Consider the following 19204-nt stretch of genomic DNA (forward strand, 5'->3'; position numbering starts at 1 on the left):
TAGGATAATGGGTTCCTGATGATCATTAATGATGCTTTTTTGATAATCTAAATTAATTTCTACTAATTCCTGTACATCGTTTTGGTAATTCGATTACAGAATGCTTAATTCCTTATTAAACGGATCTTCCGGAAGCCTGGTTGGAGTAATGCTAATGAGTAAAATATTCAATGATTTAGGCTGGTAATATTTAATACCAGATAGCCGTTGAGCTAAATTCGGGTATCGGTTGTAAACAGAAGGTGATTATTTAAGTAGTTTGCTAAATGATAGTGTTTCTGACTTTCCTGCATAATATGTAACATAATCTAAGTCAGATAATCTATATCTGTTTTGTAATATTAATTTTCCAATGCCTAAATAATTGGCTCCTGCAAAAGATACGTCTAAGGTAAAGTATTATTTAGGAATTATTTTTAAAACATCTAAATCTGCCATAAACTCTTTGGAACGATTCCATTGATAAATTGTCCAGTTAAATGAATGATAAAAAATGTTTAGATGGCAGATATATTCGATAAAATAAATAATTTTTTAATAAATCAATTGTTTCAGTTAACTTATCAATTTGATGATTAAAACTTGCTTATGCATTTAAATGATTTCTTGCAATGTGATTTAATTTATGTGCAATTATGCTGCTAAAGTTAAATAATTAATAAAAGATTTTATATCGGTTATATTATCTCCTTCTCTTTCTATTATTGCAAAAGATAAATTTTTCTCTTTTCCCTGTCTCGTTTTGTGCTAATAAATTTAGAATTCACCTATAGCCATTCTTATATATTGAATAATCAGTTTGATAATAGTAATTACAGCTATTGTTACAGGAATCAACCAAAAAGAAATTTTATTTTCAGAATTAAAAAAAAGAAAATAAGACAGTACCAATACAATCAGATTAAAAATTCCCAAAATGTTAAATATGACCCATTTAATAGGAAAATCAGCATGTCCATGTTTATTTTCATAAAACAGAAATATATAGCCGGCCATCTGAAGAAGCAGAATAATAGGAATAATAATGAATTTACTCATAATCTACTGATTATTTTTTGTTTTGCATAAATAACTGCAGCTCTATTCGGGCATGAGCAACTCTTATGTAGTCTGATATTAAAGACTCACAATCCGGTAACTTTAATTTGCCTCTGATTTCATATGCAGTTATCTGGATATGATTATTTCGTTTGTTATATTTTATTTTTGCGTTACATGGTTTGAATTCTCCCGGTTTGAATGCTGGATTGAGATAAAGAGTTAGCTTTTTGTACATTTGGCCAGTTATCTCAAAAGAGTCTATTTGCTTCCATGGAATAGCTTTATCAAAGCAGGGAAGAATTAATCCGCGTGGCTTCATGGTAAGTAGTGCTGAACCAATGCTTTTATACATTTTGTAGCATCTGAATAAGCAAAAAGCACTGATCATTGAGAGGATAATGACACCTATCAGCCACTCTGAATCATGTGCTTTATCAGTTGTAATACAAGCATATGTTATTAAGATAAACAGACCAGCCAGCAGGGATCGCAGAAACGATCTGATTATTCCGCCCTGTTTTAAGGTAATGGTTTCCTGATGTTGACTACTGATATGTTTCAGATAATTTAATTTAGTTTCTGCTGTTTCCTGTATATCATTTTGATAATCTGATTGCAGGATGTTTAGTTCTTTACTAAATAAATCTTTCAGAAGCGTGGTTGGACTAATGTTGATGAGCAAACCACTCAAACGGTTTAATTCGCCATATTTAATGTAAGACAGTCGTTGAGCTAAAGTCGGGTGCCGGGCATAAACAGAAGGTGATTTTTTTAGAAGTTTGCTAAGCGATGGTGTTTCTGAGTGTTCTACATAGTGTGTAACATAATCTAAAGGCAGAAAGTTTATATGTGTTTTATAGTAATAATTTTCCAATGCCTGATTAATTCGTGTTTGCAAAAGATGCATTTTACTTAAGGCTAAAGCAAATTGCTCTTTATGGGTAACTTTTAAAACATTTAAATCCGCCATAGCTTCTGTGGAACGATACCACCAATGAATTGCTTTGTTGAACGAACAATAAAAATATTTGGCTAGCAAATACGGAGGATAGAATAAATAATTTTCGAATAAAGAATAGGATAAATAATTCTGGTATAAAAAATTAGCTGTTTCAGTTAACTTATCAATCTGACGATTAAAATTTGCAGATACATTTAAATCATTACTGGCAATATGACTTAATCTCTGCGCAATTATGCTGGATAATTCTGCTAAGGTTAAATAATTAATATAAGTACTGTCCAGATATAAAGTATTTCCTGTTAATACTATTCTGTCCGGATACAGACGAACTGCTTTATTACTTACCCTGAAGCCATTTCCTATGCAAAGTACAATATGGTTTGGCATAGCGTTTAACCCAAGCTTTTGTACAATTTCCCTAATTAATTTCCATAATTCCGGATTGGTTTCAGTCGTGATCAGCACACCGCTTACTCTGGCTGTTCCTGTATTACCCTGTTTGTTATATCTGTGTAAATAGAAAAAGCATAATCCTGCTACAACAAACAGAGGGATGATTGCCTTCTCCGGTCTTGTACCATCAGTAAGTATTATGAAAACGAATAAAAAAGACAGAATAAGACTGATGGGCAATATCAGCAAAATTGCCTGTATCATATGCGACGCACGAGTAAAATTAATGCGCAATTGTTTTAAAGATTTATCTGCTTTTCTACCCAAATGCTGAATCAGGAATAAAGCAACTACTCCGGAAAAAAGACACATAATACCGCTAACTATGCCGCCTGTAGCGAGTGGTCTGGCATATGTAAGTGCGAAACTATGCTTTTTAATTTCTTGCTTTATTTGCTGACGCTTGCAGTTATTCTCATAACTTTCAGGCTGCTGTAGTAACTCTTGCTGTTGTAATGAAAGCTGAAAGATTTCCTGATTGATGCTCTGGATTTGTGATGAGGAGGGATAATAGTAAATGCTTAGGCGAATGCTAATAAGTGGTAATAAAATGATGAAAAAAAAAGATAGATTTTCTCTTTGAGCGAAAAGATATGAAGGTTTGTACTTTTATGCAAGATAATCACCTGCTATATTACTTTCTTTCGTAATCTTACAGAAAAAAGCAATATGAATCAGTTAACAATAATTCAAAATCTGTAATTTACCAAACTAAATACATTTCTACCATTAAAATACATAAAAACAAATGATTTTATATACTTTAATGTCTCATTTTTATTAAATTTACTGACCAGGTCAGGTATTTGCCTATTTATTATTCGGTTTTTCTGTTCCGGTCTGCAGAATAGCTGCTAAACCACCATCGTCTGCCAGAAAATCAAATGCCTTTACGGTTGGTTCGGTTAGTGTCCAGAGAATTTCTTTATAATTAAATCCCTGATCGATTTTTAACCGGATTAATCCGTGTCCGTCCAGATAGATAAGATTGCCCAGTACATGATCAAGGCTATATTGTGTTACTAACTGGTCAAAAAATTCCTGCGATGAGGGATTCGGAAAACAATTGGTAAGTTCGGTAAGAATCTGATACTGAAGAGTACGATCAAGTTGCATGGCTGTCTGTGATAATCAATATAAATAATGAAATAATTGTAATATAGCCTGATTAAGTTCTGGTAGCAGGCTGCTGTGTTTTGTAATCCGGATGTGTGATTTTAATTATGATATGATGGTTTCAGGAAGTGTTTTGTATTTGTCTGGTTCTCATTGATACATTTAGAATGTTAGAAAACTAATAATTTGAATTAGACAGTGGTAAACCGACAGTAAGTGGTGATGAGAGATACTTATTATATAGAAATCAGCAAATTTTATTTTGATAATATAATTGATAAAATAAATTTTTTATTACTCTGAAAGATAAATTCAGAATATAAAATAACCTAAAACAAAGTTTGTATAATTTTATACAAGAGTAATTTTTAATAATTATGAAGAAGTGATGTTTTTATATTAATAAAAAATTATATTTTTGCAAGGCCAATCTGTCCGGATTTAAAACATATTTATGCTTACTGTCATTTATAAGAATACTGTAAAAAGCAGCTGAGCAGTATTAGAAAAATATGACTTAAAATTAATAAGAATAATTCCTATTTTCACTTGTATAAAAGAATCATTATTGATTACAATGCGGCATCTTTATATTAATTTGTGTCAAAAGGGGTTAACTTAATATGCGCCGCTCACCCAAGATTATTGCGCTGGCTGTAGCTTATATCGGCTTTCCTGCAGTAGTTTATGCCGAAGGCGAAGCTCATTTGCCAACAATTCATGTTGAGGGTAAACGTGTTACGCCAAGTGTATTCAAAGATACTAAAGTCAAGGCAGATACTATTAAGAAACAAGGTGCGGTGGATTTAAAAACGGCATTAAAAGATGTTCCGGGTGTAGAGGTATTGGATACTCAGGGTACACGACAGGGTAATGACAGTGTCAATATTCGTGGTTTAAGTGGTAACCGGGTTGGTATGACCATTGATGGAATTGAGTTGCCCGAAGCAAATGAAATGAAGCATACGGGACAGTATGCGATTTTCGGTCGTGGTAATTTTATGGATGTTTCCGCGCTCAGCAGTGTTGATATCAGTAAAAATGCCCGTGGTTTTGGTTTGGGCGGTGTTGTTGCTATGCACACACTTACCCCTGATGAGATTTTGCAGGATAAAGATCAGGGTGGTTATATTGATACTCAGTATAACAGTGTGGATAAATCTACAGCGGTAACAGGTGTCGGTGCAATGAGAAGTGACCGCTGGCGCGGAATGGTACTGGGTACTTACCGTAAAGGTGATGAAGTAGATAACCGGGGTAATATTGGTGGCAAAGGGGCTTTGCGTACTAAATCAGACCCTGTTGATCACAATAGCCGGTATTTTCTTACTAAGCACGAATTTGATATTAATGACAAAAATACCCTGAATTTTACTGCTGAATATTTGAGCCGGAATCAGTGGACTGATTCATTGTCTCAGATAAATAGTACCTATACTGATGTACGCGGTATAGATGACAACAAGAAAACTCGGTTTTCACTGGGACATGATTATCACAGTGATGAGGGATTGATTCAATCAGGTAAAACACAGATTTACTGGCAACAGACTAAAACAGATTCAAGTACCCGGCGTGACTATGTCAAAGGTTGTACCAGTATGGTTCCTGACCGGAATAATCGTTGCGTTTTTGACTTTACCAATAAAGATAAAGTATGGGGATTGACAACAGACTGGTCATCGCATTTTGATACAGGTAGTCTGAGTCAGGAATGGCGCTATGGTCTGAGTTTTGCGCACCATGAATTAACTAGTGACTGGCAAGGATATTATGCCAGATCGAAGCCTAATGCCGATAACACTACTATTCGGGCCAGTGCGTATATAAATGCAGATCTGCAATGGGGCAATTTGGTTGTCAGTCCGGGTTTATCGGCTGCTTACTATAATATAAAGCCTAATTCCAATGGCTTTGTAACCGGAATCAATGGTGAAATCGGTGAATTGCGCAAAAAACATCAAAGTGCATTAACACCTCGTCTGGGTATTTCGTATCAGATTACTCCATTGCTGGTACCGTATTTTCAGTATGCCCGTGGTTTTAATGCGCCATCATCTCAGCAGCTGGCTTCTTCATGGAATCCGGGAAACTACAGTTCCTGGGGTAATCCGAATCTGAAAGCGGAAACTGCAAATAATTTTGAGCTTGGTTTACGCGGTAAAAATGATGTTTTTGAATACGGTATAGCCGGATTTGACAATCACTATAAAAACTTTATTGATTATGTAAATATTTCTGATGTGGTGAAGCTACCGGCTGATGCTGTATGGAGCCGTCCGGGCAGTAAACAGACGCTGGTATTGCAGGCACAGAATTTCAGTAAGGCACATATTTACGGCGGTGAAGCATATGCACGCTGGAAGTTCGCGCCAGACTGGAAAGTAAATGGTTCAATAGCCTATTCGCGTGGCTCGATTCGCCAGGAAGGCGTAGACAGACCACTTAACTCAGTGATGCCGGTTAAAGTGAAACTTGGTCTTGCCTATGATAAGGAAGTGTGGGGAGCCAATGTTGATTTAACCTATGTGGCGAAAAAAGATGATAGCGACATTCAAAATGTTCCAAAAGGAACAAGTTACTATAATCCGTCCAGAAATTACGCGCTGGTTGATTTGGGTGGCTATTGGAAACCAACTAAGCATCTGAGTTTCCGTGCCGGTGTGAATAATGTTTTTAATAAGAAATACTGGAACTGGGCAGATATTGCTTACATGATGCCGAATGTAAACAGTCAGTCGGGCACTTCCGGGCAAAGCGACGGCAATGCGACTAAGTTAACCAGAGACAATGCTGATTTCTATTCTGCTCCGGGACGGACATTTAATGTAGGGTTGCGCTACACCTTTTAAATAAATCTGAAATTAAAATAATTAGCTGAATTATTTGCTAAATCACTATCAATAATAACTTTGTAAAGGAACGAGACATGAGTTTATGGCAACAATATCTGGATAAAAAGGCAACTGTCGAAGGAGGAATGTACTTTCCGCGTCAGGCAGCAGCTGATCTGGGTGTGAGTGAAGGCGCATTAATGGCAGATGCTCCGGACTCTGTTTATCTAGGCAGCCGGATTCGCGATCTGGTACTTAAGCTGGAAACCCTGGGAGAAGTTTTGAGTGTGGTGCGTAATGATGCCGCAGTACATGAAAAAGTTGGTGTTTATGAACATGTAACGCTGACTGCGCGTACAGGGCTGGCGCTGAATGTGGGCGGGCTGGATTTGCGTTTTTTCCTGCATAACTGGCATCATGCTATCGCTACAACAGTGGTGATTGGTGAAAGAACCATGCGTTCGATTCAGTTTTATGACGAATACGGCATGAGTATTGAAAAAGTTTTCATGCGTGATGAAACTAAACTGGACGCATGGCAGGCACTGATTGATGAATTCGCAACTAGTGGTAAACCGGAATTTCTGCCGGCACCGGAAATTAATGTAACGGTACCGGAACCATTGTCGCCAGAGCGCGAGCAGGCCTTTCAGGAGCGCTGGAATGAACTGAAAGATGTACATCATTTTGGCGGTTTGCTGGAGACTTTTAAAATTGACCGCCAGCAGTCTTACCGTCATGCACCGGCAGGCAGCACTAAGCAGGTCGATCGCAGTGTATGGGAAGAAATTCTGCAGTATGTTCAGGCAAATAATCTGGAAATTATGGTATTTGTCGGTAATCGTGGCTTAGTGCAGATTCAGACCGGTAAACTACACAACGTAGTACGCTCACATGGCTATCTGAATGTACTGGATGCCAAAGTACCGGAAGAAGGCTTTGATTTGCATCTGCGCGATAGTGATATTGTGGAAACCTGGGTGGTACGTCGTCCGATCAGTGAAGGTTATGTTACTTGTATAGAAGGTTTCGACAAAAATCGTCAAACTGTGGTGCAAATTTTTGGTCGCCGTGAAGAAGGTAATGATGAAATGCAATCATGGCATCAGCTGATGGATGGCTTGTTAGCAGGCTAAGTAGCCGGGGCAGATATGCATTTTGTAGTTATGGTGAAATCATAAATTACTAGGAATATGGATATCTGCCATTGTAATATGAGTAATTAAAGGGTGGATTATGAAAAAATTACTGTTGGCAGCGGCTATGTGCGCTGCTTTTCCATTTGCGTTTGCTGCTCGTATTGTTACGCTGACGCCTGATGTGGCAGATATTGTGGTGGAGTTGGGTAGTGCTAAAGAAGTAGTAGGGCGCGAGAGGGCTTCTACTAATCCGGCTTTAAAGAATGTGCCCAGTATCGGCTTGTTTCACGGGCTGAGTGTGGAACCGATTGCGGCCAGAAAACCAACTCTTGTTCTGGGTTCGTGGATGGCACAGCCAACCAGTATTTACGCCAATCTGAACCGGGTAGGTGTTAAAGCGGTGAATGTTGCGCCAAAGGATGATATTAATGGCTATGCGGGCGGTATTCGCCAGATCGGACAGCTTATTGGTAAGAGTAAAGAAGCCAATGCATTGGCAGATCGCTGGCTCAGTCAGGTGAAACAGATGCCAAAAACCGGTAAGCGCTATCTGATTAGCTATGATGGTCGTTATGTTTCCGGCCGGGGTACTGCTGCGGATGAACTCATCAGGCGGGCTGGTGGTATTAATGCAGCCGCTGCTATTGAAGGTATGAAACCGATGTCACGCGAGGCATGGCTGGCCGCGAAACCGGATATCATTCTGATTGCCGAACGTAACCAAAAACTGACAGGCGGCGTGCAGGGCTTGATTAAACGACCGGAAATTGCTGCTTCTCCAGCCGCAAAACAAAAGAAAATCTATTTTATGCCGTCAAATGATATTTTTCGTTATGGCCTGAATACTCCGCAGGTTATTCCTAAACTTTATAAACTGGCACAATAATTATGACGCAAGTGCAGCAAACGGCCGGTACGCCTGATCACAATAGGGTGAAAAGTGCGTTCTGGCCTAAACTGGTTTGGCTTATCGCCGCTATATTATTCAGTTTACTGTTGAGCTGGTTTTGTCTGGGACTGGGTATGGGTGGCTGGCAATGGCCGCAATCCATGGATGAGATAACACTAGGTATCCGGCTGCCGCGAGTACTGGTAGCGCTGATAGTGGGTGCCGCACTGGCTGCTTCCGGTGCTGCATTGCAAGCATTATTTGATAATCCACTGGCGGATCCGAGCCTGATAGGTACCTCCGGTGGTGCCGCACTGGGGGTTATTGCCGTTCTGGCTGGTGGCTGGGGTGCTATAACAGTACCAATGGCTGCGTTTCTGGGGGCTTTGCTGGTATGTGTTCTGATTCTGACGGTACATCGTCTACTAGGCGGAGGAACATTAGGGCTACTGGTGATGGGTTTTGTTATCAGTGCCTTTTGTGGTGCATTGGTAAGCATGATTCTGTTTATGTCGGATGATATGGTTTTACGCAGTGCAACTAGCTGGCTGGCTGGCAGTCTGGCTGAGTCCGGTTTTACTTCACCATGGTATGCGCTGGTAGTAATGCTGCTGGGATTGTGTGTTCTGGTGGCAGTGGGCAGGCGACTGGATATTCTGATGCTGGGAGAAGAAACAGCCATTAGTATGGGTGTTGCTGTCGGGAGTACCCGGATATGGGCAGTGATAGGCTCTGCTCTGTTAACCGGAGCAGCGGTATCAATGGCCGGTATTATTGGTTTTCTGGGTATGATGGTACCGAATGTGGTTGCCCGTAATCGTGGCGGTAGCCGGCGTAAAATTATTCTGTTATCTGCCTGGCTGGGGGCAATATTTTTGCTGCTGGTAGACAGCGTATCGCGCTGGCTGAGTTATCCGGTTGATTTACCTGTGGGTATTGTAATTTCTTTACTTGGCGGACCATTTTTCCTGTGGTTGTTTTTACAGCCATTGCGTCGCTAGGATCTGGATATGGAAAATTTATTTACCATTCGCAATGTACATGTACAACCACGTGGCCGTTGTATTTTATCGGTACCACAACTTGATTTACCGGCCAATCAGCATATCAGTATTATCGGGCCGAATGGTGCCGGTAAGTCAACCTTGCTGCGTGCACTGTTAGGCCTGCATGGTGCCGGTGTCAAATTATTTGGAGAACCGGTTGACAATAGTTTAAAGCGCCGGCAGATTGCATGGGTGGGTCAGCACGGACAATATAATTTGCCGCTTACGGTAGTTGAGTATGTGCAGCTTGGTTGCTCTCCTCAGGGTGGCTGGTTTAAGAAAGCCCGGGCACCCGCAGCAAAGCTCCAGCAGTTACTTGATGTTTTCGACTTATGCTCACTGGCACAGCAACGCATAGGCAGTTTATCTGGAGGTGAACAGCAGCGTGCTAATGTGGTACGTGCGCTGCTTCAGAATGCGCCATTACTACTGCTTGATGAACCATGTAATCATCTGGATATTCGTCATCAGCACCAACTGATGCATTATCTGCATGAGCATCACGCTGATTTTTCTGTTGTTATGGTACTGCATGATTTAACTATGGCAGCAAATCATTCTGATTTTATTGTATTAATGAATGAAGGGCAGATAGTTGCTTCAGGAACACCTCAGGATGTTATGCAATCTGCTTTGTTGAGTGAAGTATATCAATGGCCCATACGGCGTATTGAAGAAGATGGTAAACTGTTTTTTCGTATGAACCATCAAGCGTTGCATTCGGCTGCCGCATAATATCGCAGTGAATCTTCATGGTTAGTATCAGCACGGTTCATGCTGAATCAGAGATAAAATGACCAATAATAACTTGGTATTTGTCTGCTGTGTGTTCTGGTATTTACAGTAAGTACCTGATTGCCGGCTGATGAAAGTGTTAAAAAATTCCGGTATAGTGTGTATGACACAATTATCTATTACCTTTAAATCAGGAACTTTATATATGCAAAACGCCATACGTAATTTTTTATTTGGTTCTGTGGTTGCGGTGGCGTTAGCTGCCTGTGGTGGTGAATCTGCCTCAGGTACTGCTTCCAGCTCCGGTGAGAGTACAGGTCAAAAGGTAGTAATGGGGCTGGATGACAGCTTTCCGCCTATGGGCTTTCGTAATGAAAAAAATGAGTTGGTTGGTTTCGATATTGATATGGCTCGTGAAGCAGCTAAGCGTGCCGGTCTGAATGTGGAGCTTAAGCCAATCGACTGGAGTGCCAAAGAATCGGAGCTTAACAGTAAACGTGTTGATATGCTGTGGAACGGATTAACCATTACTCCACAGCGGCAGCAGCAATTATTATTATCCAAACCTTATATGGACAATCATCAGATTATTGTTGTCCGTCCGGATAGCGGAATTAATACTAAAGCTGATCTGAACGGTAAAATTGTGGCGGTTCAGGATGGCAGTAGTGCTGTTGATGCGGTAGAAGCTGATCAGAATACAGCCAAATCATTCAAAGAATTGAAGAAATATGCAGATAATGTGACAGCATTAATGGATGTATCCGCCAAACGTGTAGATGCACTGGTTGTAGATGAAGTAGTCGGTCGCTATTATGTTTCAAAAAAACCTAATGAATATAAAGTATTAGGTGATAATTTTGGTACAGAGCAATATGCTGTTGCTTTCCGTAAAGATGATCAGGCTCTAGAGCAAAAAATTCAAGGGGCTCTGGATAGTATGAAAGCAGATGGTACATCTGCTAAAATTGCTACAAAATGGTTCGGTAAAGACATCATTAAATAAATGTTGTTTTACTTTGGAATCAACGCTGCCTGAATAGAATTTATTCAGGCAGCGTTATTGTTGTTTTAAGGAATACACATGAATTATGTGTTAAATATGCTGCCTGAACTCTGGACAGGAGCAAAAATTACTCTGAGCCTGTTTGCCATTACCCTATTACTGTCTATTCCGTTAGGGTTGGTATTGGCATTATTGCGCCTTTCCGGAATCAGGGCACTGGATTATATTGTTAATTTTTATATCTGGGTGATGCGCGGCACACCTTTGATGCTACAGATTTTCTTTATTTACTTTGCTTTACCGGCAGTAAATATTTTACTGCCGGCATATACTACAGCGGTAGTAGCGTTTGTGCTTAACTATGCTGCTTATTTTGCAGAGATTTTCCGTGCCGGAATTCAGGGAGTAGGTAAGGGACAGTATGAAGCAGCAAAGACATTAGGGATGAGCTACGGCCAAACCATGCGTCGTATTGTTTTACCACAAATGTGGAAAAAAATTCTGCCGCCGTTAAGCAATGAAACGATTACACTGGTTAAAGATACATCGCTGGTATATGTGCTGGCATTACAGGATGTGATGCGGGTAACTTATCAGCTGGTACAGCGTGAATTTAATCTGATGCCGTTTTTTGTGGCGGCTGCATTCTACCTGATTATGACCCTGATTCTGACCTGGGGCTTCCAGAAAATGGAGAAACGCTATGCACGCTACGACGACTGATTTAATGATAGATGCCCGCGGTATTTATAAGGCTTTTGGTAATACTGAAGTACTCAAAGGCGTCGATATTCAGGTAGCACGCTCAGAAGTAGTTGCCATTATCGGTTCTTCCGGTTCAGGCAAATCTACATTACTGCGTTGTCTGAATTATCTGGAAAAGATAGATGCGGGCAGTATTGCCATTGAAAATGATTTTCTGGTACAGAACAATATCCACAATCGTGCTCATTATGTATCTGAAGGCCTGATAAAAAAAATCTGTACTCGGATGGGTATGGTTTTTCAGCAGTTCAATCTGTTTCCGCACATGACCGTATTACAAAATATCATTGAAGCTCCAATAACTGTGAAAAAAATGAAGCGTGATGAGATTGTTCCGCTGGCACAGGAGTTGTTGCGCAAGGTTGGTCTGGCTAATAAACAGGATTATTATCCGTCTCAATTATCTGGCGGACAAAAGCAGCGGGTTGCTATTGCCCGTGCACTGGCTATGCAGCCACAAATTATGCTGTTTGATGAACCTACTTCAGCTCTTGATCCTGAATTAACCGGCGAAGTATTGAAAACGATGCAGCAACTGGCTGAAGACAGAATGACTATGGTTGTGGTCACTCATGAAATGGGTTTTGCGCGTGAGGTGGCCAATAAGGTGCTGTTTATGGATAAAGGTGTGATTGTTGAATCGGGTGAAGCGAGAAGCTTTTTTGCTAATCCGCAGCATGCACGGACACAGGCGTTTTTGAGCTCGATGTTGAAGTGAAAATATTTTATAGATGTTAATTTATATATCATAAATAATTTTTGAATTGGTAGCTTATTTCTATAATGTTGAATAATGCTCTTTGTTTATGCTGATTATGTCAATCGCAACTAATATGGATGAATGTTAAGTGATAGTAAATTAAAGTGTGAGCAAATATCGGATCCGGTAAATTATCATTTTCACACTAAGCATTATCAGATTAATCAGATTTAAATATAGAGTTATAAAATATATGAGACACAGTAAAAAACAATTGATAGCTCCGGTTTTAAAATGGGCAGGTGGTAAACGTCAATTGCTTGATACTTTAATTCCTTTAGTGCCTAAAGACTATTCTGTCTATTGCGAACCTTTTGTGGGCGGTGGTGCATTATTTTTTGCATTACAACCTCAATCAGCCTGTATTAATGATGTTAATCATGAACTAATTCGGGTTTACACTGTTATTAAAAATGATGTTGACGTTCTGATTGAACAATTAAAACAATTTCAGAATAATAAAGATCAGTTTTATGAAATACGCAGTTGGGATAGAAATAAGGATAAATATACTCATCTTTCCGATATAGAAAAAGCAGCACGAATTATTTACTTGAACAGAACGTGTTTTAATGGATTGTTCAGGGTTAATGCTTCAGGTGAATTTAATGTTCCGTTTGGAAATTATGCAAATCCTAATATTGTGAATGAACCTGTTTTAAGAGCTATTAGTTTTTATTTTAACAACTCAGAAATAGTATTCAATGCTGTTGATTATGCAGAAATTTTAAAAAATCTGCCTGATAATGCATTTGTTTATCTTGATCCACCTTATGATCCTGTATCTGTTACGGCCAATTTTACCAGCTATACAAAAGATGGATTTTCCCGTGATGAGCAAATAAGGTTACGTAAGTGCTGTGATGAGCTGAATGAACGTAGTATTAAATTTATGCTTTCAAATTCGGCTACTGATTTTATTTATGATCAATATAGCAAATATAATATCGAAATTATTTCTGCTAAACGTCTGGTTGGGGCTGATGCATCCAAACGCGGAAGAATACAAGAGGTGATTGTAAGAAATTATGGATAATTCTAAAGATCTGTGTATTAACGGTGCATGGGAATTATTATTTGAAAAATATAATATACTCGAAAGAGTAGATGATCATGGTTTTTTTGAAATTGATGCAAAACAAATAAAAGAAATAAAAGAACCAAGATTAATGGCTAAATTTGATCATTCAGTAAATTTACCTATAATTTTTTTTGAAAATCATCTCGCTATCTTGCCTATTACTCGTGGTCGCTATGTTATTGGCAATTTTCAGGCGTATCAGAATTTACAGCAGATAAATGCTGATTCACCTATTAAAAGAAGAACTTTACCGGATTATATTGAAAGTTTGGATTTATCTGCGATAACCAGTGAGGCAATAGCTTTAAATTGTGCTTATGCTTCAGGTATTATTGCTGATTTTTTGAATGAGAATGAACTGAATCCAACTGTAGCAGGGAGATTAGGCTCAGGTGCTTTTGACTTTTTTATTAAACTGAATAAGTTGAGAAAGTTCTATCCAATTCTAAACAAGAGAATTTGTGTTAATAAATCTCAGATTGAAATTGACGCCGGGTATGAGGGGTTACATTCATTGGCATTAATAGAAGCAAAGCTGGATATATCTGAAGATTTTCTGATTAGACAGATTTATTATCCATATCGGGTTTGGAAAAAGCGTATACAAAAGCCAGTGCGTTCGATATTTTTTATTTACTCTAATGGTATATATAATTTATATGAATATGAATTTACCGACTTGAAAAATTATAATTCTTTAATACAGATTAGACATAGCCGGTATGCTATTGAAGATACTAAAATAAGAATGGCTGATATTAAAAGAGTACTACAAGAAACAGTTGTATTAGACGATAATTCTGAGATTCCTTTTCCACAGGCGGATAAATTTGAGCGAGTAATAAATTTATGTGAACTCCTAGTGACAAAAGAGTTAAGCTGCAGAGAAATAACAGAGCATTATGCATTCGATAAACGACAAGCAGATTATTATGCTAATTCAGCACGCTATCTTGGTTTAGTTGATAAAAAAGAAGAAGAAAATAACACATATTATTTGCTTACAAAAGATGGAAGAAGAATATTAGGACTAGGTTATCAAGATCGCCAATTGGAATTTTGCAAATTAATTATTCAGCATAGGATATTTAATTCTGTATTAAAAGAATATATCAAAAATAAAAATATACCTGTGCAAAAAAGTAAAATTATAGAAATTATGCGTGAAGCAAATTTATATCCCTCATACTCAGATGTAACTATTAGTCGACGTTCTTCTACTGTAAGAAAATGGATAGAGTGGATATTAGATTTAGTAAAATAAAGATCCATAATCAATTATAAGTTCTAATAAATTTATAAAATCAGCTTACGATAAATTTTTTATGAATCAGTGTAATTGGTTATTTTTAAAGTTCTATAATTCTATTATTTTACTAGTACTGATAATCAATAATTGATGACCCTGAAAAATTTATATGCATGCTTACTCTGGTATTTGCTGTAAACAGGAGCCGATAGAGGTTTATCTCCAGATGACAATCAACCGGATGTAATTTTAAGACAGTAGCAGGTAAGTAATGGTATTTTGTAAGGTTAGTGTTTTTAGAGCCAAGATATGGCTCTGAAAGGGTATGCAATTAAAGAATGAGTTGGATGACGCTGTTAATATCTATAAATATTATTGCTGAATAATGATTTAAAGTAAGAGTTTATTTTTGGAAAATACAATAAATAGCAAATTTTCAGTTTTATTCTGTTTCTATCAGATGAGTTCTCAGGTAATAATTTATTTTATAAATATAAAATCGTTATATATACAAAACCGTCAGAACAACAGTATGTCTGACGGCTTTTAGAAAATACAGTTTATTCTGTATCAGCAGCCTTAGCTACGGTTACCATAGCAGGGCGTAATACACGGTCGGACAGGGTATAACCTTTTTTCATTACCGAAACTACTGTATTGGGTTCTTGTTCACTTTCTACACTTTGCAAGGCCTGATGACGGTGCGGATCAAGTTTGTCGCCGGCTTTAGGATCGATCTCTTTAATATTAGACTGATCGAAAGCTTTTTGTAATTCGGTCAGCGTCATTTGTACGCCCATTTTCAGTGCGTCAAAGTTACCGCTTTGATCTTGCAGGGCCATTTCCAGATAATCTTTAACTGGCAGCATAGCACTGGCAAATTTCTGTCCGGCAAATTTGTGTGCGCTTTCCAGTTCATCCTGATGACGTCTGCGCAGATTTTGTTCATTGGCGAGTGAACGTAACTGTTCGTCTTTGAGTTGTCCTTCAAGTTCGCTAATACGTTCCTGTAACTCTTCTACGGTAGCTTCAGGAGCGACAATTGGTTCTGTGGTTTCGGTATTATCGTTAACCTGTGTTTCGTTTTCGGTATTGTTTTCCGGTTGCATATTTTTTCCTCTGCAAAAGGGTAAGTTATGTGATTAAATTGGGTCGTTGTATATCGATTTCAAGCGACTGTAACAGATTTGTAATTACTTTTACTTATTAATTTTAATACATTGATTTTTCTAAAAATTAAATATATTTATATATCAGTATCCAAGTGTTTTATTTTGGATATAAAAATAAATATTTCATTGGAAAAATTCAAGTTATATGCACTGGTGATGAGCGGACAGAATGGAAATACTGTCCGCAAAACAGGATGATATCTAGCCGGTATTACGCAACCCTTGTGCAATACCATTAATTGTCAGATGGATGAGCTGGAGTATCTCACTATTATCCGGCTGCTGGCGTAATTGTTGCAGCAGATGTATCTGCAACCAGTTCAGTGCATTCAGATAAGGAATACGCAAGGCCAGAGAACGTGCCAGAGTGCGGTTATCACTCAGATAATGCTGACGTTGCAAAATATTAAGCAAAGCCTGCCGGCTGCGCTCAAACTCTTCAGATAGCATGGTGTAAATGGTTCTGGCAGCTTGCTGATCACTGGCAAGATCTACATAAGCCTCAGCAATAGTAAGATCGGCTTTGGCCATGACCTGATCCATGTTGGAAAGCATGGTTTGAAAAAACGGACTGTTTTTGACCTGCTGCTGTAAGCGTTGCAGATTGGTGCTGTCCTGTTCAATCAGTTCTGCTACTGCACTACCGAAGCCATACCAGGCCGGCAGCATCAGGCGGTTCTGGGTCCATGAGAATACCCATGGTATGGCGCGTAAGTCCTGAATTTTGGCCAGTGTTTTCCGGCTGGCGGGGCGGCTGCCAATATTCAGACTCGCAATTTCCTGAATCGGGCTGGTTTGCAGAAAATAATCAATAAAGCCCGGAAAAGTAATTAATTGCCGGTAATGTGTGAATGCACTGGCAGACAATGCATTCATCAGTTCGCTGTCAGGCTCGCTGTTGTGCATGGGTAAAACAGTAGCTTCAAGAGTAGCAGCAATGAGTGCTTCAAGATTACGTTCTGCATTGGTCGGATCAGCATATTTGGCGGTAATAACTTCTCCTTGTTCAGTAATGCGTATTTGTCCGGCTACGCTGCCAGCCGGCTGTGCCATGATTGCATCGAATGAAGGTCCGCCACCGCGACCGACACTGCCACCGCGGCCATGAAACAGGCGCAGACGGATATGGTGCTGACCAAACAGTTGTACCAGTCTCGATTCAGCCTGATAAAGTGACCACTGGCTGGTTACATAACCACCATCTTTATTACTGTCAGAGTAGCCCAGCATAATTTCCTGCAGGTTATCACGACTACGCAAAAAAGCACGATACCAGGGCAGATTAAATAATTTATCCATAATACTGATGCAATTATGCAAGGCATCAATGGTCTCAAACAGAGGAACAATATTAATCCGGCTGGTCGGTTTCTCATTACTGATGCTCAGTAAACCGGTTTCTTTCAGCAGTAACGCTACCACCAATATATCGCTAACGGTTTCGGCGTTAGAAATAATGCACTGATTGATAGCGGTTTCACCATAGTTATTTTTAACATTCGCCGCAGTCTGGAATATAGCCAGCTCACGCATGGTGTGCGGACTATACTGAATATAAGGGCTGTATAGCGGGCGCTGGGTGCTTAATTCACGTAACAGAACGCGCTGTTTGGCTGCTTCACTTAATGTCTCAAACATTTCAAGACCGGCATGTGTAAACAGTTCGGCTACAACTTCGGCATGTTTGGCTGCATGCTGACGCAAGTCGATGGACATCAGATGAAAACCGAACAGGGAAACAGAACGAATCAGGTCAGCCAGTTTGCCTTGTGTGAGCAGGGCACTGCCATTTTGTTGTAAAGAGCTGGCTATATTATTAAGCTCCTGCAAAAGTTCCGCCGGTTGTTTATATGGAGGCAGACCATGATGCTGGTTGTGTGGAGCAATATTCAGTTGCCGGGAGGTAGCATTCAGGCGTGCCTGTATATAGGTAAGAGCACGGCGGTATGGTTCTTCGCTATGAGCCGTTGCGGTATCCGGTGACTGCTCGGCCATATGATACACGCTGCTGTCAATCTGAACACGACGAGAAGAAAGCGGCAGCAACTGATGCAGTTCATCCAGACATTGATGATAATGCTTTAACAAAGTATCACCCTGAAAGATGAAAGCTTCCTGTAAAGTATCTGCATTAACATACGGATTACCGTCACGATCTCCGCCAACCCAGCCACCGATACTGAGTACATCAGGAAGAGTTATTTGCGGATACGTGCTGGTGAGCTGCTGTTGCAGTTTGCGGTAAAGGGCTGGTACCGCTTTAAAAAAACTCAATGGAAAATAGGTAACGCTATTATAAATTTCATCACTTACGCTGATTTTGAAATGGCGCGTTTCATCAGTCTGCCATAAGGCCAGCAGAATAGCTTCAGCCTGTTGCTTTAGCTGTTCGTTATAGTGATGATCAGAATGGTCGTATTCACTGAGAATGGTGCGGATATGACGCTGAAAGCACAGAATGCACTGGCGCTGTACTTCAGTTGGATGGGCGGTTAGCACTGCACTGATACTGGTTTGCTGCAGAATCTGTTCCAGTTGTGCAGCACTAATCTGCTGTTGCTGAATCTGGTTGATAACATGAGTAAAACTGGTGCGTCCGGGATGCTGTCTGTCATTTTCATATGCCTGTCGCCGCCGTTCATGGTGCGCATCTTCGGCAATATTCAGTACTTGTGCAAAAAGGCTGCATGCACGAATCAAATCTTGCTGTTGTTGTAAATCCAGAGTAGGCACCACCTGTTGAATGATGGTTTGTGGCTGATTACCACTGAGGAGCTGGCGCAATACAGTTTGTACAGTAGCTGTGGTTTCGTTTTGCAGGACGTTAAATAGTGCTTCAGTCAGGAATTTGATATCTGCCGACAGGGGCGCATCTTTACGCTCGTCCAGAAGTGATGTTGGCATTGTGTTCTCGCTTTTGCAGACTTGTGTTTATATTGAATAACCTGCGTCCA

General features: G+C 39.5%; 14 protein-coding genes. 10 read left to right on the forward strand and 4 right to left on the reverse strand.

The annotated features are described in order from the left end of the window. Positions 1-1048: 1048 nt before the first annotated feature. Both H3U73_RS09365 and H3U73_RS09370 read right to left on the reverse strand, forming a co-directional pair. On the reverse strand, positions 1049-2770 hold the full coding sequence (locus tag H3U73_RS09365) for a M48 family metalloprotease (RefSeq protein ID WP_084551515.1): 1722 nt from the start codon (positions 2768-2770) through the stop codon (positions 1049-1051). Between the two features lie 498 nt (positions 2771-3268). Next, positions 3269-3574: a hypothetical protein gene (locus tag H3U73_RS09370; RefSeq protein WP_084551516.1), complete on the reverse strand. Its 306-nt coding sequence runs from the start codon at positions 3572-3574 to the stop codon at positions 3269-3271. A 623-nt stretch (positions 3575-4197) separates the two neighbouring features. On the opposite strand from H3U73_RS09370, the gene H3U73_RS09375 reads away from it, so the two are divergent. The 10 genes from H3U73_RS09375 to H3U73_RS09420 all read left to right on the forward strand — a co-directional run bounded on the left by H3U73_RS09375 (position 4198) and on the right by H3U73_RS09420 (position 15093). Further along, positions 4198-6426 (forward strand): TonB-dependent hemoglobin/transferrin/lactoferrin family receptor, encoded by a 2229-nt coding sequence (locus tag H3U73_RS09375; RefSeq protein ID WP_084551517.1) that lies wholly within the window; start codon positions 4198-4200, stop codon positions 6424-6426. Positions 6427-6503: 77 nt separating this feature from the next. After that, entirely contained in the window at positions 6504-7544 is a 1041-nt protein-coding gene (locus H3U73_RS09380; protein ID WP_198190455.1) for a ChuX/HutX family heme-like substrate-binding protein, read from the forward strand. A gap of 100 nt (positions 7545-7644) precedes the next feature. Then, positions 7645-8433, forward strand: a complete 789-nt coding sequence (locus H3U73_RS09385) for a hemin ABC transporter substrate-binding protein (protein WP_084551519.1) — start codon at positions 7645-7647, stop codon at positions 8431-8433. Positions 8434-8435: 2 nt separating this feature from the next. After that, a complete protein-coding gene (locus H3U73_RS09390; RefSeq protein WP_084551520.1) occupies positions 8436-9437 on the forward strand; it encodes an iron ABC transporter permease in 1002 nt (333 codons plus the stop codon). 9 nt (positions 9438-9446) lie between these two features. Beyond that, complete coding sequence (locus H3U73_RS09395) at positions 9447-10217, forward strand: ABC transporter ATP-binding protein (RefSeq protein WP_084551521.1); 771 nt, start codon at positions 9447-9449, stop codon at positions 10215-10217. A gap of 205 nt (positions 10218-10422) precedes the next feature. Further along, positions 10423-11223: an amino acid ABC transporter substrate-binding protein gene (locus H3U73_RS09400; protein ID WP_025329846.1), complete on the forward strand. Its 801-nt coding sequence runs from the start codon at positions 10423-10425 to the stop codon at positions 11221-11223. A 78-nt stretch (positions 11224-11301) separates the two neighbouring features. Continuing rightward, positions 11302-11946: an amino acid ABC transporter permease gene (locus H3U73_RS09405; RefSeq protein WP_037393149.1), complete on the forward strand. Its 645-nt coding sequence runs from the start codon at positions 11302-11304 to the stop codon at positions 11944-11946. Between the two features lie 4 nt (positions 11947-11950). Then, entirely contained in the window at positions 11951-12706 is a 756-nt protein-coding gene (locus H3U73_RS09410) for an amino acid ABC transporter ATP-binding protein (protein WP_037393151.1), read from the forward strand. Between the two features lie 235 nt (positions 12707-12941). Next, positions 12942-13784: a DNA adenine methylase gene (locus H3U73_RS09415; RefSeq protein WP_084551522.1), complete on the forward strand. Its 843-nt coding sequence runs from the start codon at positions 12942-12944 to the stop codon at positions 13782-13784. Further along, complete coding sequence (locus H3U73_RS09420) at positions 13777-15093, forward strand: hypothetical protein (protein WP_198190456.1); 1317 nt, start codon at positions 13777-13779, stop codon at positions 15091-15093. Before H3U73_RS09415 ends, H3U73_RS09420 begins: the two co-directional genes overlap by 8 nt. Before the next feature lie 545 nt (positions 15094-15638). On the opposite strand, the gene grpE is transcribed toward H3U73_RS09420, so the two are convergent. Together grpE and ppc are read right to left on the reverse strand one after the other, a co-directional pair. Further along, entirely contained in the window at positions 15639-16187 is a 549-nt protein-coding gene (gene grpE / locus H3U73_RS09425; protein WP_025329849.1) for a nucleotide exchange factor GrpE, read from the reverse strand. Between the two features lie 264 nt (positions 16188-16451). Beyond that, positions 16452-19154 (reverse strand): phosphoenolpyruvate carboxylase, encoded by a 2703-nt coding sequence (gene ppc, locus H3U73_RS09430; RefSeq protein ID WP_084551524.1) that lies wholly within the window; start codon positions 19152-19154, stop codon positions 16452-16454. Between the last annotated feature and the right edge of the window lie 50 nt (positions 19155-19204).

The sequence above is a fragment of the Snodgrassella sp. W8124 genome (assembly GCF_016100875.1).
GTDB lineage: Bacteria > Pseudomonadota > Gammaproteobacteria > Burkholderiales > Neisseriaceae > Snodgrassella > Snodgrassella alvi.